18 protein-coding genes are annotated in these 16,916 nt (G+C 45.6%); 6 read left to right on the forward strand and 12 right to left on the reverse strand.

Annotation, left to right across the window (positions count from 1 at the left end; genetic code table 11):
• Position 1: 1 nt before the first annotated feature.
• The gene (locus FO440_RS21910; RefSeq protein ID WP_144250457.1) at positions 2-1,027 is read right to left on the reverse strand and encodes an aldo/keto reductase; all 1,026 of its coding nucleotides are present in this window, start codon (positions 1,025-1,027) and stop codon (positions 2-4) included.
• 120 nt (positions 1,028-1,147) lie between these two features.
• Complete coding sequence (locus tag FO440_RS21915; protein ID WP_144250458.1) at positions 1,148-2,782, reverse strand: alpha-L-fucosidase; 1,635 nt, start codon at positions 2,780-2,782, stop codon at positions 1,148-1,150.
• Between the two features lie 226 nt (positions 2,783-3,008).
• On the opposite strand from FO440_RS21915, the gene FO440_RS21920 reads away from it, so the two are divergent.
• On the forward strand, positions 3,009-3,890 hold the full coding sequence (locus FO440_RS21920; RefSeq protein ID WP_144250459.1) for a helix-turn-helix domain-containing protein: 882 nt from the start codon (positions 3,009-3,011) through the stop codon (positions 3,888-3,890).
• Positions 3,891-4,401: 511 nt separating this feature from the next.
• Here the strand turns inward: FO440_RS21920 and FO440_RS21925 are convergent.
• Positions 4,402-5,691: a hypothetical protein gene (locus FO440_RS21925; protein WP_144250460.1), complete on the reverse strand. Its 1,290-nt coding sequence runs from the start codon at positions 5,689-5,691 to the stop codon at positions 4,402-4,404.
• Between the two features lie 111 nt (positions 5,692-5,802).
• On the opposite strand from FO440_RS21925, the gene FO440_RS21930 reads away from it, so the two are divergent.
• The gene (locus FO440_RS21930) at positions 5,803-7,050 is read left to right on the forward strand and encodes a sensor histidine kinase (protein WP_144250461.1); all 1,248 of its coding nucleotides are present in this window, start codon (positions 5,803-5,805) and stop codon (positions 7,048-7,050) included.
• Between the two features lie 5 nt (positions 7,051-7,055).
• Entirely contained in the window at positions 7,056-7,679 is a 624-nt protein-coding gene (locus tag FO440_RS21935; protein WP_144250462.1) for a response regulator transcription factor, read from the forward strand.
• A 12-nt stretch (positions 7,680-7,691) separates the two neighbouring features.
• On the opposite strand, the gene FO440_RS21940 is transcribed toward FO440_RS21935, so the two are convergent.
• The 3 genes from FO440_RS21940 to FO440_RS21950 all read right to left on the reverse strand — a co-directional run bounded on the left by FO440_RS21940 (position 7,692) and on the right by FO440_RS21950 (position 10,949).
• Positions 7,692-8,948, reverse strand: a complete 1,257-nt coding sequence (locus FO440_RS21940) for an outer membrane protein assembly factor BamB family protein (RefSeq protein ID WP_144250463.1) — start codon at positions 8,946-8,948, stop codon at positions 7,692-7,694.
• A 4-nt stretch (positions 8,949-8,952) separates the two neighbouring features.
• A complete protein-coding gene (locus tag FO440_RS21945; protein ID WP_144250464.1) occupies positions 8,953-10,320 on the reverse strand; it encodes an IPT/TIG domain-containing protein in 1,368 nt (455 codons plus the stop codon).
• Between the two features lie 338 nt (positions 10,321-10,658).
• Positions 10,659-10,949, reverse strand: a complete 291-nt coding sequence (locus FO440_RS21950) for a hypothetical protein (RefSeq protein ID WP_144250465.1) — start codon at positions 10,947-10,949, stop codon at positions 10,659-10,661.
• A 228-nt stretch (positions 10,950-11,177) separates the two neighbouring features.
• Between FO440_RS21950 and FO440_RS21955 the strand changes: the two genes are divergently transcribed.
• Positions 11,178-11,501: a hypothetical protein gene (locus tag FO440_RS21955; RefSeq protein ID WP_144250466.1), complete on the forward strand. Its 324-nt coding sequence runs from the start codon at positions 11,178-11,180 to the stop codon at positions 11,499-11,501.
• Positions 11,502-12,124: 623 nt separating this feature from the next.
• Here FO440_RS21955 and FO440_RS21960 read toward each other — a convergent pair.
• The 4 genes from FO440_RS21960 to FO440_RS21975 are packed head-to-tail and all read right to left on the reverse strand — an operon-like array spanning position 12,125 to position 13,883.
• Entirely contained in the window at positions 12,125-12,418 is a 294-nt protein-coding gene (locus FO440_RS21960) for a hypothetical protein (RefSeq protein ID WP_144250467.1), read from the reverse strand.
• Positions 12,419-13,291 carry an exodeoxyribonuclease VII large subunit gene (locus FO440_RS21965; RefSeq protein ID WP_144250468.1) on the reverse strand — a complete coding sequence of 291 codons (873 nt, stop codon included), beginning with the start codon at positions 13,289-13,291 and terminating at the stop codon, positions 12,419-12,421.
• Positions 13,245-13,427 (reverse strand): hypothetical protein, encoded by a 183-nt coding sequence (locus FO440_RS21970; RefSeq protein WP_144250469.1) that lies wholly within the window; start codon positions 13,425-13,427, stop codon positions 13,245-13,247. Before FO440_RS21970 ends, FO440_RS21965 begins: the two co-directional genes overlap by 47 nt.
• A 60-nt stretch (positions 13,428-13,487) precedes the next feature.
• Entirely contained in the window at positions 13,488-13,883 is a 396-nt protein-coding gene (locus tag FO440_RS21975; protein WP_144250470.1) for a hypothetical protein, read from the reverse strand.
• A 359-nt stretch (positions 13,884-14,242) separates the two neighbouring features.
• Here FO440_RS21975 and FO440_RS21980 point away from each other — a divergent pair, with 359 nt between their 5' ends.
• Both FO440_RS21980 and FO440_RS21985 read left to right on the forward strand, forming a co-directional pair.
• Positions 14,243-15,250, forward strand: coding sequence for a type IV toxin-antitoxin system AbiEi family antitoxin (locus FO440_RS21980; RefSeq protein WP_186292754.1), 1,008 nt, complete (start codon positions 14,243-14,245; stop codon positions 15,248-15,250).
• Position 15,251: 1 nt separating this feature from the next.
• The gene (locus tag FO440_RS21985) at positions 15,252-16,010 is read left to right on the forward strand and encodes a nucleotidyl transferase AbiEii/AbiGii toxin family protein (protein WP_144250472.1); all 759 of its coding nucleotides are present in this window, start codon (positions 15,252-15,254) and stop codon (positions 16,008-16,010) included.
• 73 nt (positions 16,011-16,083) lie between these two features.
• Here FO440_RS21985 and FO440_RS21990 read toward each other — a convergent pair whose 3' ends face one another.
• Complete coding sequence (locus FO440_RS21990; protein WP_144250473.1) at positions 16,084-16,416, reverse strand: hypothetical protein; 333 nt, start codon at positions 16,414-16,416, stop codon at positions 16,084-16,086.
• A 10-nt stretch (positions 16,417-16,426) separates the two neighbouring features.
• A complete protein-coding gene (locus FO440_RS21995) occupies positions 16,427-16,690 on the reverse strand; it encodes a hypothetical protein (RefSeq protein ID WP_144250474.1) in 264 nt (87 codons plus the stop codon).
• Between the last annotated feature and the right edge of the window lie 226 nt (positions 16,691-16,916).

The raw sequence follows: 16,916 nt of genomic DNA on the forward strand, positions 1-16,916 counted from the left end.
ATCAATCTTCGTTTAAATATTCGTAAGGATAGGATTCATCCATTAGACCCTGCGTTCTCATTACTCTCCAAAATTCCGGGGGTATTTTGACCGCTGCCATGGCAATATTATCGGCCACTCTTTTGGGATTGGTAGTATTGAGCGCAATACTTTTTACACCAGGTGCTTTCAAACCGAAATAAGCAGCTACTTCGGCCGGTCTTAACTGATAGGCTAAACACAACTGATCAAAAGCGGTGCGCCACCTGTAAAGCGCCGCATGATTTTCCGGATCAACAGCCTGGTAGTTATAGTAGTCAGAGCCCGTAAGAAATCCCCCGTTGAAAACGGCAGAATTGATAATAGCTACGCCCGAACTTTCCAGCTTTTTCATAAAAATCACCAGTTCGCGCGGATGACTGTGTACGGTCATGCTATTGGCGATCATTACCCAATCCAGCTGAACGTCACGGCTGATCCTTTCAATTACCCGCCAATCTTTAGAGCCGATGCCGACAGCTTTTACCTTGCCGGATTCTTTTAATTCGGCAAGTGCGCTGTAAGCACCAAGAATATCCCGGTAACGCTGTTCTTTGTCTGCCTGATCGGCGGCTCCCGCCAGGTATTCATCCGGATCATGCACTGAAACCAGTTGTGCCTGATAACCGTTCAATAGCATGTTGCCTTGTTCGAAGCATTCCAAAATCCCATCATAACTGATCTTTTGCCGGGCATCATACTGTAGTTCTTTCCAAACCCCGGGTTCAAAAGTGGGCTCAGAGGTAGTCAGTTCAGTACGTAGCCAGCCAAGTTTATTGCTGATCAGTACTTCGTCCGGCGCCACCCGCAATCGCCTTAAACATTTGCCCAAAGACTCCAGAGCCAAACCTGCGCCGTATTTACCGGCCGAGTCGAATACGACAGGCTTTTTTGAATGCCTGATACATTCGGCAACAATATCCTTTTTATCCGTATCGCTGAGCGCGACATATAGATTTCCAAGGCCGCTTGTACCAAATAAAATTGGTGGTAATTCTAAATTTGTCACACGCTGCTTGCCTTATTGATTAATTTTGTTATCGGGATTTAACTGATAGGATAAACTGCTTCATGCTTATTACAACATCATACATACTGTAGGGTGCCCAAGTTATGGAATCTCCAAAACTTATGCGATTGCTCCTTCTATTTTTAGGGCAAATGCATTTTTGCCCGGCGCTTGTTCCGGTAAATTTACTATTAAACCGTCAATCTTTTGCGCAAATTCCAACGGTCGAGGATACCCTAATAAGCTTACCTTTTCTACTTTTCCAGCATTCCCGTTGTTCAATGTTTTGATCACAGCGGTTTTGTCAGCGGGCCAGGCTAACAGGGTAGCATATAAAGTTTTATCTTTTTTAACAAAGCGTATATCTGCCGCTCCAAATGGCTTGCCCTTACCTTCATTAAAACCCTGTGCACTTAATGGTGCCGCAGATTCTATCGCCGGCCCTTCGCCAAACAGTTTCCATGGCCGGGTGCCATAAATACTTTCGCTGTTAATTTGCATCCAGGCCGCTATATCTTCCACTACCGCACGTTCTTTATCATCTATGGTCCCATCGCCCCTTACCGGGATATTCAGCATCAAGTTACCATTTTTGCTCACTACATCAATGAGCGTGTGAATAACGGTTTTGGCGCTTTTGTATTGGTTGTGCTCATAAATGCGACGGTCATAATGCCAGCCACCTATGCAGGTGTCGGTTTGCCAGGGTTGGTCTTCGATCTGGTTGCTTTGACCGCGTTCAATATCCCATACCATACATTTACGCTGCTGCTCATTCAAGATCTTACCGAAAATTAGGGCATCTAACTTCCCATGCTTTTTTATACTTTTATTGTAGAGGTGTGCCGCTATCCGTAAGCCGGCATCACTAAGGGGCCATAACGGCAAAGCGGTATCATCAAAATACACCACGTCCGGGCCGTACTTATCAATCAGGTCAATAGTACGCTGATAAAATTTTTCACAGTAATCTTTTGACGGCGGAGTTACACCATTTCCCCAATTCCACTGGCGATGGATCATTCCATCATCTAGACTATTTTGACTTAAAGGGTGGTTTTGCGCATATAATTCCTGCGGATCTTCCCCGTTCCACCATTTACCGGTACCATTGGCTTTGGTCACTTTACCATCGTACGGAATGCCCGCCATTGGCCCGTTTTTATCTGCCCGTTGCGCCGTTTCCATCCAGCTCCAGGCATGCGCGGCATGCACGCTGACGCCAAACCGTAACCCATGATGTTTGGCAGCTTTGGCCCAACCACCTACCAAGTCTTTTTTGGGGCCCATACGCGTCGAGTTCCATTGCTGGTACTTGCTGTTATACAAATCAAAATTATCGTGGTGATTAGCCAGCGCCATAAAATATTTGGCTCCTGCTTTTTTATAAAGACCAATTAATTCTTCCGGGTCCCAGTTCTCTGCCTTCCATTCATGAATAACATCTTTAAAGCCAAACTTAGACGGGTGCCCGTATTTGTCGCAGTGATATTTGTATTGATCACTGCCTTCCTGGTACATGCCGCGCGCATACCAGTCGCCACGTTCGGGCTGGCACTGCGGCCCCCAATGCGCCCACATACCAAACTTAGCATCGCGAAACCAATCTGGCACCTGGTATTGTGTCAACGAATCCCAGGTGGGTTTAAAAGGATCGGTATAAGGCGCTTTTAATAAGCGGACCGCGTAACTCTTTGAAAGATACAATGAAGACAGCCCGGCTGCCATTCCTTTTATTAAGATTCGTCTTTCCATATACATTTTATTGCTTTCGACTAATAAGATAAACGCTCATTAACCATCAGCTGATGATAAATTATTTTATGTTATGATTGGTGGTCGCTTTATCATCTAAATATTCGCGGCTGATGAGCAAAATTAATAACCGGCGGACGAAATCATTTGATTTAATTAGACTTTGTTTTATACAAAACCGACATTTACTTAAAATGGTTTTCTTATCTTTCTTGAAATTTAAGACATGTTTAAAAGGGTTTTAAAACACAATTTTTCTTTACTGAATGTTGACCACGCCGATTTGGATATAAAATGGAACTATAAAAATGTTATAAGCCCTTATTACCGATTGTATTACATTGATGCCGGTGAGGGCGAGCTCTCCGACGTTACAACCACCTTGCAACTGGAACCTGGTTATCTGTTTATCATTCCAAGTTTTACGCTATGCAATTTGAGCTGTCAAAACTATCTGAGCCAATATTTCATTCAGTTCTTTGAAGAATCATCTGATGGCATATCATTGTTTGCTAACAACCGATCGATAATGAAAGTGAAAGCGACTGATGTAGATATCCAAAACTTCATTCGGTTGCTGCAGATCAACCCGGGTCGGGGAATCAATCGTTCTGACAATCCAAGCATATACGAAAAGGATATTTTTTACAAGGAGTATAGGGAACTCAATAACCAGCAATCTATGTCAACGTTTTTGGAGACACAGGGAATCATCTTACAATTGGTATCTCGTTTCTTAATGCAAGGCGTTTTTAAACATAATGAGGAAAATCAGATCCCGGTCAAGATATTAGATGCTATAAGTCATATCCAACTAAATCTTCATAAAGCTCTGTCGGTAAGCGAATTGTCTAAAAGAGCTAATCAAAACAGTGACTATTTCTCTCGCTTGTTTCAGCAGCATACCGGCGAACGGCCAGTAAATTATATCAACGAAAAAAGAATTGAAAGGGCGCAGTATTTAATCGTGACCACTCAAATGACATTTGCACAGATCGCCGCAAGTACGGGATTTGAGAATGTATTTTATTTTTCAAAAATATTCAAAAAGATCACCGGTATGGCTCCTGGCAAATATAAACAGCAATCGGAAATAGCACATCTTTAAAGTTTTCGATTGATGAAATACCTCATTTCCAACGAGCGATGTTATCCAACTAACCGTTTGCCAGGTGACGCTGTCTATTTATACGTCGTTATCACGCTGTCGGGATATTCGGCCGCCGCCTTTTCACTTAAGAGTTTTGCATTATTTTACCTCAAAACTTCCGCCAGAACTAGCTATAGGTAAAAGAAAAGCAATAATTTTTGCTACCGAGCCCTTTACTTGTATACAATCTTCTCCAAAAGAAACTGGTGATTGATTGATTAACGATGTCACAAACTTTCGTTTAGCAGACCATTAGGTTTAAATGGTCCGCAAAAATACAAAGCGGCCTTCTCGCTCAGTCGCCCTTGGCATCGTTTGAATCAAGTGAAATCAATGAAACAGTCTAAATACGCTTACAGTTTTGCGAAAGCGCTTCGTGATATCGATATAATCTTGAATGGCAATCTGTATTGGATATATTTTCAGCCCCAAAATAAGGTCCTTATTGCGGTTGCCCGATCGGCGTGAATCATCGTTTACTGTAATGAACGTTTACAAATGCGCCGCTGGTGATGTTGGTAATGTTACCGCCGAACGCCAGCGTTGCCGTAAAGGTCCCGGATATCGTCTGATGAACCGGGTCAAAGGCGGTCACTTTGATCAGGCCGCTGCCGCCGGCTGAATTGCTTTCCCAATTCAGAGGGTAGTCGCTATGGCTGTCGGTTGCCAGGGTGATGCTTGATCCTGTTGTGCCGTTGCAGATGTAATCGCCGGGGGCGGTAACATTATTGAGCGTCAGGCCGAAATACGCTCCGTGAATGTCCCTGGGCTGCGCAATCGTGAGTTGCCGGGAAACCAGATCAGCCGTTACCAGGGGGATGGAAACAGTTTGATTATCCCGGAAATAAGAAAGCTGAGGCAGCGCCGGCGAGGAGGTTAGTTCCAGATTACCGAGGTCCATATCCTGCCCGCTTGGTAAAAATATTCTGATTTTAACCGGCGCATTCAGACTGCTGCCTGCGGCAGGATTGACGCTGATGTCGTAATAATAAGCTCCATCCAAATCGCCCAGTCTGAAATGGCCGGCAGCATCCGCATTGATGGTAAAGGTTTGTACCGGACCTAATGCGGTCAAGATTGCGCCTAGTCGCGCGATCGTAATGCTGGAAGACGCATTTGCCGGTATGACCGTGCCGCTGATACTACCCGTCTTCGCCTTTTCAAAAACGATGGCGCCCAGGTCCGTCGTTTGACCGTTGCTTACTTTGATGGTTTGAGCCGGCGGCGTGATATAACCCCATACATCGCTAAAAGTGATGGTGTAGGTGCCAGGCGGGAGATTGGCCTGGATGGTGCCTGATGTGGTGAGCGCGTTCGACAGCATAGACCTTACGGTACCATCACTGGTAGTATAGCTGATAAATATGCCGGTGGTCAGCCCGGCCGGACTGAAGGTACCCGTTATTTTTCCTGAGCCAACATAGGTATAGATAGTGCCCAGGTCTATATTTTGACCGGCGTAAATTGTGGCTGTCACGCTACTTGCTATTAAAGCCCCTCCCGGTACAAAATCGATAGAATAAACGCCCGCAGGCAGTCCGCTAAACTTAAAACTGCCGGAGGCATCGGCCTTTGTTGTGTAATTTACCGGTTGACCGTTAATCGTGGCACTGGCCGTGATACTACTCATGGAACCCGGCACCTGGAGCATCCCGCTGATACTGCCTTTGGCTGGTTCGGGCGTTTGCGTTTGCGAATCTTTTTTACAGCCTGCAAAAGTAAGAAGCAGCAGGCAGGCGAAGTGCAGTAGTTTTTTCATAAGCATTTAACCACAAAGCTAAATCACAAGCTCGCGCAGGACAATCCCCCATTTTGCGGTATTTTGAGGGGAACAGGCACGGTTCGCTATGGGATGTCTTAACTTAGCACGATGACATTTGATAAAGCCGTTGATTTTTGGATGCCGCCCGCCTATCGCGGTAAACCCGATCATGCCCGTTACCAGGAGTTACGGGGGGTTGTGAGCACCGCATTGATCGGGATCCCACTCATGCTGCTGTTTCCCGTTTTCGCTCATTATATGGGTAAACCGATTAGCGGTTACCTCGTCAACGACCTGTTTAATGTCATTATGCTGCTTACCATCCGTTGGTGGGGGCATTACCGCGTTCCGATGACCATCTCCGCGCTGACCTGTTACTGGATCATGTATGGCCTCGTTGCCGATTCTGGGATTGTCTATTCTCCAAATGTAGCAATCATTCATATGTACCTGCTGGTTTCGATCTGGACCGATAAAAAGTGGGGTTGGTTAGCCATCATCGGTAACTTTTGTTTTTTTGGCTTTTTTTATTACGCTACGCTGCGCTCCCATTTGCCGGCTGCAGTAGGATCCGTTTTGGGGGAACCACTTTATGCCTTTGGCATGAATGAGCTGATCACCTTGTTTTTCGGCGGCTTCCTGGCTTACCTGCAGATTGACCAGGAAAAGGCCCGGCTGAAATTCAATGCCTTGCAGGAACAAAAGATCACGGTGCTGGACGAAGCAGTAAAGTCGAGGACAGATCAGCTCAACAGCATACGGGAAACGATGGCCACTGACTTTCATGACCAGACCGGGAATATGCTCTCGGCCATCACGCGGCAGGCGTCCCTGCTCAAAATGAAACTGGAGCAGGATCACGAGGTCCAGCCGCTGGTGGATAGTATTATCAGCAACAGCAACGGCCTTTATGCCAGCAGCAAGGATTTTCTCTGGCACCTGAATCATCACAGTGATGAACCAGCTACCCTGTTTGATTACCTGACCGGGTACGGACAGCTATTTTATAATCAGTTTGATATCGCATTTTCCGCCGAAGCAGAAGCGATTGAGCAGGTACAACTGGCCCCCTCTGCCGCGCTCCATATCATTTTTATCTTTAAAGAAGCGATGACCAACGTCGTGAAGCATGCCGGTGCCAGCGAGGTCCGGCTCCGGCTTTGGGCGACACCGGGCAAGCTGGTTTATCGGCTGTCTGATAACGGTTCCTGGAAAGAAGCCGATCCGGCGACAACGCATTATGGTTTGAGTAATATGGAAAAAAGATGCACCAGGAATCATTTCCGGCTGACTGTCCACAAGCAAGCAAGCGGTACCGCCGTAGAAATCACAGTTCCCGTACAGTATTTAATTTGATTTTTATGAAGAAACGAATAGTCATTGTGGAAGATAATCCAAGGATCAGCGAAGGTTTTGCTGCCGTTATTGACCAGACCCAAGATTACCAGGTTATAGGTAATTATTCCGATTGCGAAGCTGCGCTGAAAAACCTGGCGGCCGATGCGCCGGATTTAGTCCTGATGGATATCGATCTGCCGGGCATGGACGGGATAGCGGGTACCCAGCGGATCAAAAAACTACGGCCCGAATGCATTGTGCTGATCATCACTGTCTTAGAAGACAGCGAAAAGGTGTTCCGTTCTTTGTGCGCCGGAGCAGGCGGATACATCGTTAAGAATTCCGATAGCGGCAATATCCTCCAGGATATTGCGGAGGCCCTCGCCGGCGGAGCGCCGATGAGCCTGCAGATCGCCAAAATGGTCGTCCGTTCGTTTTCCCGCGCTGCGGATTCACCGCTATCCGGCCGGGAAACCGAAGTATTACAGGGGATCGCTGCGGGTAAAAGTTACACCAAGATCGCGCTGGACCTGTTCATCAGCAAGGAAACCGTACGCAGCCACATTAAAAATATTTATCAAAAACTGGCCGTCAGCAGCAAAGCCGATGCGCTGAAGATCGCCGGAACAAATAACTGGCTCAACTGACAACGCCGGTTTTTACTGGATCAGCGCACCGTATCCCTTGCCTCCCGCAAAGACACAATTGTGCACGAAACCGTCATAACCCTCCAGTATTTTGCTGGCATCCCATTTAACCTTTCCGGTTAAGAGATCGATGGCATACAGGAAGCTGGCATTGGTATAGTCTCCCGGCGAAGGTGAAGGCAGGCCATTCAGGGTCGGGGTGGATCGTTTCTGGAGATAGAGGGTATTGTTTAGGATAAAACCGACCTCAGTGATACCTTTCCCGCCATCATTCAGGTTTAATGTTAAAGCGCCTGTATTCATATCTGCCATCCAGTGGTTTTCAGCCAGGGTATAGCCGTATTTCCCCGCGCCGGTGATGACGGTCTTGGTGATGAGCAATTGATTATGCCATATCTGATTCACGACATTAGTGGTATCATAGGAACCGATACCCTCACCATAAGTTCTTCGCCACTTTTCCGCTCCGCTGCTTTTTTGCACCGCGCTCAGGTAGCCCCTGCCGTAATGAGAGGGCCCATAATGTCTTGTACTGACAAAAGAAAGTTCCATTGTCGCGTAGTCCAGCGTTGGATACGATACATCCTCATCTGATTTAAAAGGGATTAGGGGCGGTGTAACGGTGCCTAGTTCGTTGCCGCTGGTCGCGTCGATCGTCATCAATCCGGAAATGATAATGCCGCTGTTCAATGCCCCCAGCGCATAAGGGCCATTACTCAGACCCCATTTTTCGGCACCCGTTTTAGCGTCCAGCGCGACAATGTGCTTATCCTTGCAGACGTACAGGATGCCGTTCGCATAGCGCAGATCAGCGGGCCCGCCAGCCATCGCATACGTCCACAACGGTTTAGCGCTGGCTTTGATCGCGTCCATTGCATAAAGTTGAGAGCCTGTAAACCCAAAAAAAGTGTCTTCGTGCAGAATGGGGACGGTTGCATTATCCACGGCATCCGTCCATAGCTCCGTTCCTGTTTTCGGATCGATGGCCCGGATCTGGTGGTCTTCCAGGCTGTACAAAAGTCCGTTGCCCGCGGCCGGGTAGCACCAGGTGGTGTTAGGGGTCGAAGGATAGTTATATTTTGTATTCAATTCGCCGTTACTGGCGTTCAGCACGAATATATTGATACCTTTCGTATCAATTGTTGTGACAAACACGGCAGAATCCGGGAGCGGCACTGCTCCTAACGAACGTTCTTTCGGGCGCTCTTTTTCACAGGCCGATAGGGCAACGATGGAAGTGATGATTGTGATTAGGACTTTGATTTTCATGATTTTAGTGTACAGTAAATTTCAGGATTACGCTGCCGGTGTAAACTGGTGGTTCATAAAAACGACGGCCCCAGCCCGTTGTAGCGCTGATATACAAATTGCCCGCCGGGTCGAACGTGATACCGGTATAGTTAATCGTGATAAAGTAAAATAATACATTATTGAGCTCATAGAAAACGGAAGAGTTCAGCGCCTCGTCGGACATAAATATCGGGCCGAAGGTACAGCAGCCGCCGGATGCCGTAGAACCGTTGTTATAGGAAGATCCGGGTAAAAACAGGTTGCCTGCGGCATCTGCCGCTAGCAGCGATGTGAAGGGCAAGCTCATTGGGCCTTGATTGGCCCAGGGCGCGGATTGTATCGGCAACGGCCCGAGCGTAGTGACATTGCCGGTTGGTGTTATCTTGCGAATGTAAAAAGCCTTGTTTTGGGCGTACCGGGATCCCGGATCGTCATCGCTTACGTACACATTCCCGCCTGGATCTGTGGTAATATGCTGCAGAGCCCCATAGCTGCCAAAGCTGGCAGCGGTGCCCTGTCCGTCTGCCTTTCCCGCAGTCGCCTTACCTGCAAAAGTACTCACCTGACCTGCAGGCGTTATCTTACGCACCCGGTAAACATCGGTGACGAATAAGTTGCCGGAAGGGTCGTTCGCCATCCCCGAAGGCGCTGTGAACTGTGCCGAAGCCCCTTTTCCATCTGCATAGCCCGAAACACCGCTACCCGCAAAAACACTTACAGCACCCGCGGACGTTATCTTATAGATCTTAAAATCATTGGTGCCCACTGCGTAAACGTTACCGGCTGCATCCACCGATGTCCCGCCTAAGGTGGTGCCGCCGCTGCCGACTTTGGCCAGCATGGTCTTCACCGCGAGGGGAGATATTTTAAACACCGTATCTGTATGCGCGTTGACATACAGTGTTCCGGCCGCGTCTGCCGCCAGGTCCGTAATAGGGTTTCCGTCAAACACATTAGGCGGACCTCCGGCACCGACATCAACAGGGATTTTGCTGACCGCGACCGATCTGAACGTAAAGCTGGCCGAAAAAGGCAGGGAGGTATTATTATTCATCACTGTTATTTCGCCACTTCCTGCGTTTTCCGGAACGACCGCTACGATTTGGTCAGCGGCCACCGATTTTACGACAGCAGGCTGACCATTTATTTTTACACTGGTTTTGCTTAACACGGTATCAAAGCCGACACCGCTGATGGTCACCGACGTTCCCGCGATGCCCTGTAAAGGACTGATGCTTTTAATCGCCGGAGTAACACGCGAATCGTCCGGACTGTTCTTCTTGCAACGCAGGCTGGTTAAGGTGATCAGGCTGACCGCGGCTACCCTAAGGAAATAACATAAGCTTTTCATAGTATTTCAAAGCTACTCTATCTGCACTACCATCGCAATCCCCCAGTATGGGGGATTTGTACCCCCCCTCCCAAACCGAGGGATTAACCGGCAATTAAATTTCTTTTTACCTTGCGAAAACAAAACGTCTCCCGGAACTCTCCAGGCCTGGTTGCTCCTGCTTCGGGCTTTCCGGTATAGGAACAGCAGCACGGAACTCACCCACCAGTGCCAACACAACCATATGTGCTATACTCGTCCTTGCCGCAATATGATGAGCTAAGTATAAGCCTGACGGCTTTCACCAAAAAGTGCACAAATAGCTACCAGGGTGTATTCTGGTTACTTTTGCCGCATCCTTAAGATTGTTTGGTACCTCGCCTTTTTCGGATCTTTATATAAAGGTCACTTTCCGCTAATTCGATATTTGTTTCCAAAGCAAGATTCTTCAATTGGGATAATTCTAATGCTTTGGTAAGCTCATTTATTTTCTTGATAAGTAACTTTGATTCCTGACTTTGGGTCATCCCTGGAAGCGTTGAAGAGTTTTCTGCACTCAGCAAAGTAGTCAAATTAAGCTTACCAGCCCATGCTTTTATCGTGTTTCTCGGAACCCGGTATTTGCGACTTGCCCCCAGGCAACTGATCATAACGGTATTTATCTCTTCAACGCTCTCTATTTTAGTCTGTTCGTCGAACTTTTCAAATGGCTTTCGTTTTACGACAGCCGCAACTTGCTTTTTCTTCCACGGAATTGCTTTCGTATTCTTTTCTTTAGTGACAAGCTATATCAGGAATAGACAGGTCACTTCGCAAACTTGTAGACTTAATTTTTTTTGTTTTAATATTGGCTTAACATTTGCTTACAACTTTTAGCTATGACGCCGGAAAAACAAACACAAGAATTTTTAAGTAAATCATTTGGGTCAAAAAATTCTTTATTTCAATTTAATTTCTATTTTAAGACAGATAGTCTTGGGCTGATGGAAGTAATCTACCTGTTAAAAAAGCAGGTAGAGTTTTTTCACTTCGAAGTTGACTATAACGGTGAAGCACAGCCTAGAATTATCATTGCAAGTGTGGAAACTTTAACTAAAAATAAAGAAACTAATTTTGGCATTGATATGATAGTAAGCGATGCCATATATTATTTAACACACGATGTTGATGCAATATGGCAATTAAGATTTCAAAGAAAATAACTAATTAATCCTGATTAGCATTAACAGGTTAACTTTTGATAAGAGTTTAATGATCCGAAGTGAATAATTCTATAATATTACTGATAAGGTAACAATAAAGGCAATAATCCACAGTATATATTATAATAAGACTATAAAAAAAGGCTATTCTGATTTAAAAAAGCATGCACAATAATTAGTGTTTGAATACGCTTATCTCTACGCGCTCGTCCTAATCCTCGAAATGGTTTCGAAATGAACGGTTAGAAAGTGGATTGTTTGTATCAATTCTAAGCAATTGCTTAATTCTTCACCGCGTTTTTTTATATTTTTTGTCGGGCCAAAGAATTTTGGAGACATTTCCCACAGAAACCAGAATGGATTGAATAGCAAACAGGTTTCCAAGTGATCAAAATGTCCATGTGTCTCCTGCAATCGTTCAGCAGCCCGCTTCGCTATTTTAGACTGTAGGACGATCTCGCTGATCAGAATCACTTCTTGAAGTCCGTTCATTTTCTGAATATTTAAAATGTAAAATGCTTAAGAGGTTAACTTTGTCAAGTACAAAGTAAAAGCCTGCCTGCGCAGCCTATTTGCGCACTACTAAATTGCCAATCTTTTTAAAAAAAATATCCGCTGAACAGTCAAGGCGAGATTTTCATGTATTCGAACGATGATACTAGATGCAGCAAATAACCAATGAGCAGGCCTAACACAACGGCGATGATCACCGCTATCCAGTTTACATTGCTCTTTTTATTCAGTTCAGCGATCCGCTGCTCGTACAACGCCTGTTTTTCCAACTGCAATTGGTTGGGACCACTGATCTTCTCTTCGTAAACCTTTTGCATATCTGCCGCACTTTGCTTTTTGAGTTCTTCCAGGTTTTTGACCTGCTCTTTGAGGTTGTCAATTTCCTTTTGGTAACCGGCAGACAATTAATTAGTCACCGATTCCACCAGTTGTGCACGGGAATGCTGCGCTTCTTCCACGGTGTGATTATACGTGTCATTCAGGAATTGCCCGAATTCCGACGGCGTAATGAATGCTTTATCTGCCACCTTTTGCAAAAGCGTTACGTCTTCCTTGTGACCGATGGCTGTGACCAACAATGCTTTCAGCTGTAAGGCCCGTTCCGCGATCGACGGCTTATTGAAGATGTCGAGGTTCTCTCCTCCCCCGCGCGAAATCACGATAATATCCGTATGCGTGTCGAGCTGGGTCATCGCCGCTATGATCTCCGTCTCCGTACTCAAGTCGATCCTATAGAATTCCAGCTCGTAAAAGCCGATAGATTCCCGCAACTGATGTTTGATATCGCTGTCGATGATGGCCGTTTTTCCAATGATCACCCCGATCCTGAACGGTTGCTCATGGATGATCTTTTCCTTGATCCAGCTTTGTACGTCCCGGAAGTCTGCTGCTGCCTTGTCCTGCTGGAGTTCGATCCGTTTGAGTTCTTCCTCCGAATACTTGTTTTGCGTTTGCCCGACCAGCTCGGTTACCGTTAATTGGATCTCGATCCGGCTGGCATTGTTTACCACCCGCCTGGTAATATAGCCATTGATCGTTACCGTCTTATGGTGTTGCAGCTCGTTCCGGATCAGTGCCGGCACCACCAGCGTGATCTGCGCATTAGTCGACTCATCCCGCAAACTATCATAATAGCTGCCGTTATAAAAAGCGCCCTTCCCCATCACGAAAATACCGCGCAGCTGAATAATCCGCTGCGTCTGTTTCAGCGAGATCGAGTTATTAAAAATATTAAGTACCGCTGCCGGTGAGTAAATAATCGGTTCCTGGCCTTCCATAAACTGTAAAAATACCAAAATTATTTCTTGGGAAGTGCCCTACCGGGCCCGCGCTATCCGCTATATCTTCCCCTGCCGGGGAGGATGCCGCTCCTACCGTTACTTCGGCCATGCCGCCGGTCAGTTTTATTTTCATTTCACCAGACCAACCGCCCGCGCAGCAAGAGCCAACCTGTTGGTTGCGCCTGGCCGCAGGCTAAATCTCATGCTGTTTCCAGCTCCGCATTGCTGCGTTCCAACTCCATTCAATTTCCCGCGCACCCAACAGGCTGGCACTTGCTTTAGCCGCAATCAGGCTGTAGTGACACGCTTTCAAAGCTGCAATTCGCACTGGCTCCACATAATCGGCAATCAAATATTTGACTTCATACCGGTCGGCGGAAATGCTGATAGCCTCGAAGAATTGTAGTTCTTTAAGCAATCGGTCTAGTCCGATGGTTTTTGTTTTGGACGGAAGCAGCGGCGCGGCGCCGATCTTTAGGGCTTCGTAATAGGAAAGGATGCCGCCGCAAGCTTTGATGGCGCTGAGCAGGCGGAACAGCTGTTGCCGTCTTGTCCGGGTAATGCCCAGGAGATCTTCAAAAGTGACCACTTTATGTAAAGCGTAATGAGCGAAAGTGCCCCGACCAAAAGAGACCGGGCTTGAGCTTTTAACAAGGCCCTTGCCTGCAAAATGTTCAATGATATTTCTGGCTGCCGCCGGTGTCTTACCTAGTTGCTGACCAGTTTTTTCTTGAGTTCGTCGCCTAAATAAATTCTGTTATGCTTGCTGAATAGCGAAAGCAAATATTTGTCCGGATTTAATTGGTTTGATTTTTACACACTGCCCTGATATTATTTTAATTTCTACAGATAATACATATTTATATAAAGCTATTAATAATTGTAAATCTAATTTATGTTCATTATATTTGATTGTTCATGATTCATGAACGCTTTAAATTTTTGAACATGAGGGAAACGGAAATTCTGGATCAAGCAATAAATGCGTTTACGCTGATTACCGGGGCTGATCTGAAAATTACTGCCTTAGAAGATAGAAAGACAAATGCTGATGCTCATTTGCTACTTAATTTTAAGGATAAGCAGCAGAATTTTTTTGCGGAAGTCAAAAACGAAATTCGCAGCTTTCAATTGCCCCAAATTATACAGCAGTTCAAAGACACAAGTTCAAACTGGATGTTGTTGGCACAATACATTCCTTCAACTATAAAAAGTGAGTTAAAAGGTCGGCGAATCAATTACCTGGAGGCATCCGGCAACTGCTACATCGAAACTAAAGACTTCTATTTTTATATCAATGACAGAAAAGTAACAGAGACCCGATTGGTTAAAGAAGGCAAGCTTTGGAATCCAACAGGCCTCAAATTCTTATTTGCCCTCTTGGCGGACAAAGGCCTTTTGAACGCTAACTACCGCACAGTTGCAGCTGCGGCGGGCATCGCATTGGGAAACGTTGGCCCCTTGTTAGCAGAACTGAAAGAAGAAGGCTTTTTAATTCAAGCTGATCCCACTAAAAATGCCGCTTACTTTTTAGACAATGAACAACTCCTGGAAAATCGCTGGATAGAGTTGTACAGCAGCATTCTTAAACCGAAAATACGAATCGGGCGTTTTCGCTGGATGCAGGAAAAAGAGGACTGGCAAAAAATAAATAATAAGCACATCATCTGGGGCGGCGAAAATGCCGGAGCAATATTAACGACTCACCTCCGGCCAGAGATATTCACCATCTATACCAGGCTGGATAAAACCAACCTCATGAAAGACCAAAAGCTTATTCCTGATCCTAAAGGCAAAGTCGAAGCAATAAGCCAATTTTGGTCTGACGATTTACAACAGGCACAGGAGCACCGGAATGTTGTGCCGCCAATTATGGCATACGCAGAACTAGCCACCAGCATGGACAGCCGCAACCAGGAAACTGCCGAACGCATTAAAAATCAATACCTGATCTGATATGTCGGAAATATTAGAACCCGCTTTGCTCGAAATGTTGGCCCGAATAGAGCCAATCCTCATTTCGTTAAATATCGACTTTTACATGGTTGGCGCTATCGCCAGGGATATACAACTTGGTGACCATCTCAACACCCGGAAAACTAAAGATGTTGACATTGCCATCCAGGTTGGGGATGAAAGCCAATTTCTCGCGTTGAAAAACGCACTGGTCAGGTCTGGCGATTTTGAGGCTCATCCCAGTGAAGCGATTAAACTATTTTACAAGTCAACGCTGGAGATCGACCTGTTGCCGTTTGGCGACATCGAGAATGATCAACGGGAGATCAGCCTTTCGGACCCAGCTTTGTTTGTAATTAGTATGCCTGGATTTCGAGAGGCCTATCCTTTTGTAACCGAAGTAAACTTGCAATCCGGGCAAAAACTGAAGGTGTGCAGTTTGGAGGCCTTGGTCATGCTAAAGCTGATTGCCTATGGCGATAAACCTTCACGAACAAAAGACGTTGCTGACATTGATCATATCATCAACAATTACTTCGACCTGTTCCAGAACAATGTGTATGAGGACCATTTTGATACGATGGACATGTATGACACAAATAGCCTGGATTACCTTGCCCTTGTGGGGGCGACGGTTATTGGCAGGAAGATTAAGCTGATTGCAAATGGGGATGATGAACTTTTAGTACGCATCACCTCTACATTAAAAAAGAAACCGACGGCAACTTGGGTGGCACTTACTGCAGGAATAATCGATTAAAACCTATCAATGTTTTGCGTTACTGATAAACAAGCGGTGCTTTCTAAACCTTTAAAAATTATAAAAATACCCATCAAATTTCTTCATATAGATATAGCCATCGCCTTCTGTCTTCCAATGTGCGGATACCTGTCAAATCGATAGCGGGCTGAAGGGTTTTTTGTATTGCATTCGGGTCGCCCACATTAATATTATTTATTTGATCAAGCATTTCTTGCAATTCTCCTCTCGAGCCTACAAACTCAGCCCTGATAATTTTTTCGCTATAGAGTTTGATCAAATGTAACAGTACGTATTTATCAACGCCTCCGGCCTTGCCGTAAACTCTTTGCAGATATGGTATAAAATTTAGCAAAATCCTACTCAGCTCCGTTGCTTGCCCTGTAATAAAGGCTACACCCAACATGCACAGCCGATTAATCTAAATTTAATTCTTCGTTTCTGACCGCTCTTTCAATACCCTCACCGGGCGCATCTACCATTTCATAAGATAGATGATACTGGCCGTTTGTAATCAACCATTGATTGTTGTGTTTTATCAAGTCGACATTACCTTTTTTTGCCGGAACACGGTAAAACTTCTCAGGTCTATTACCTTTAATAATAATCTTATCAAAGGTAAGCTGATGCTGCTTACCATTAATCTCAAATGATACCTTTAGCTGCCAGTTAAACATCATCGCCGGGGCTATTTAAAGATGCTAAAACTTCTTTCCTGCGTTGGTGACCAGATACTAAAGTTAAGGTCAAATTGTCGCTCCCTGACCTTATATATGCGTTCAGTAATGTACTCCTGTAATTCCAGATAGACATCATTAAAGGTTTAGTTTAATTGATTAAGCTTGATGACAACTTTATCATTTTCAACATTAATCAAATTCCAGTACTTAATTGGCAATTCACGCT

The sequence above is a fragment of the Mucilaginibacter corticis genome (genome assembly GCF_007558865.1).
Taxonomy (GTDB): domain Bacteria; phylum Bacteroidota; class Bacteroidia; order Sphingobacteriales; family Sphingobacteriaceae; genus Mucilaginibacter; species Mucilaginibacter corticis.

Coding starts and splice junctions, on each gene's coding strand:
- FO440_RS21915 (WP_144250458.1), bottom strand. CDS start 2,782: ATGGAAAGACGAATCTTAATAAAAGGAATGGCAGCCGGGCTGTCTTCA.
- FO440_RS21920 (WP_144250459.1), top strand. CDS start 3,009: ATGTTTAAAAGGGTTTTAAAACACAATTTTTCTTTACTGAATGTTGAC.
- FO440_RS21925 (WP_144250460.1), bottom strand. CDS start 5,691: ATGAAAAAACTACTGCACTTCGCCTGCCTGCTGCTTCTTACTTTTGCA.
- FO440_RS21930 (WP_144250461.1), top strand. CDS start 5,803: ATGACATTTGATAAAGCCGTTGATTTTTGGATGCCGCCCGCCTATCGC.
- FO440_RS21935 (WP_144250462.1), top strand. CDS start 7,056: ATGAAGAAACGAATAGTCATTGTGGAAGATAATCCAAGGATCAGCGAA.
- FO440_RS21940 (WP_144250463.1), bottom strand. CDS start 8,948: ATGAAAATCAAAGTCCTAATCACAATCATCACTTCCATCGTTGCCCTA.
- FO440_RS21945 (WP_144250464.1), bottom strand. CDS start 10,320: ATGAAAAGCTTATGTTATTTCCTTAGGGTAGCCGCGGTCAGCCTGATC.
- FO440_RS21950 (WP_144250465.1), bottom strand. CDS start 10,949: ATGATCAGTTGCCTGGGGGCAAGTCGCAAATACCGGGTTCCGAGAAAC.
- FO440_RS21955 (WP_144250466.1), top strand. CDS start 11,178: ATGACGCCGGAAAAACAAACACAAGAATTTTTAAGTAAATCATTTGGG.
- FO440_RS21965 (WP_144250468.1), bottom strand. CDS start 13,291: ATGGAAGGCCAGGAACCGATTATTTACTCACCGGCAGCGGTACTTAAT.
- FO440_RS21970 (WP_144250469.1), bottom strand. CDS start 13,427: ATGAAAATAAAACTGACCGGCGGCATGGCCGAAGTAACGGTAGGAGCG.
- FO440_RS21980 (WP_186292754.1), top strand. CDS start 14,243: ATGAGGGAAACGGAAATTCTGGATCAAGCAATAAATGCGTTTACGCTG.
- FO440_RS21985 (WP_144250472.1), top strand. CDS start 15,252: ATGTCGGAAATATTAGAACCCGCTTTGCTCGAAATGTTGGCCCGAATA.
- FO440_RS21990 (WP_144250473.1), bottom strand. CDS start 16,416: ATGTTGGGTGTAGCCTTTATTACAGGGCAAGCAACGGAGCTGAGTAGG.
- FO440_RS21995 (WP_144250474.1), bottom strand. CDS start 16,690: ATGATGTTTAACTGGCAGCTAAAGGTATCATTTGAGATTAATGGTAAG.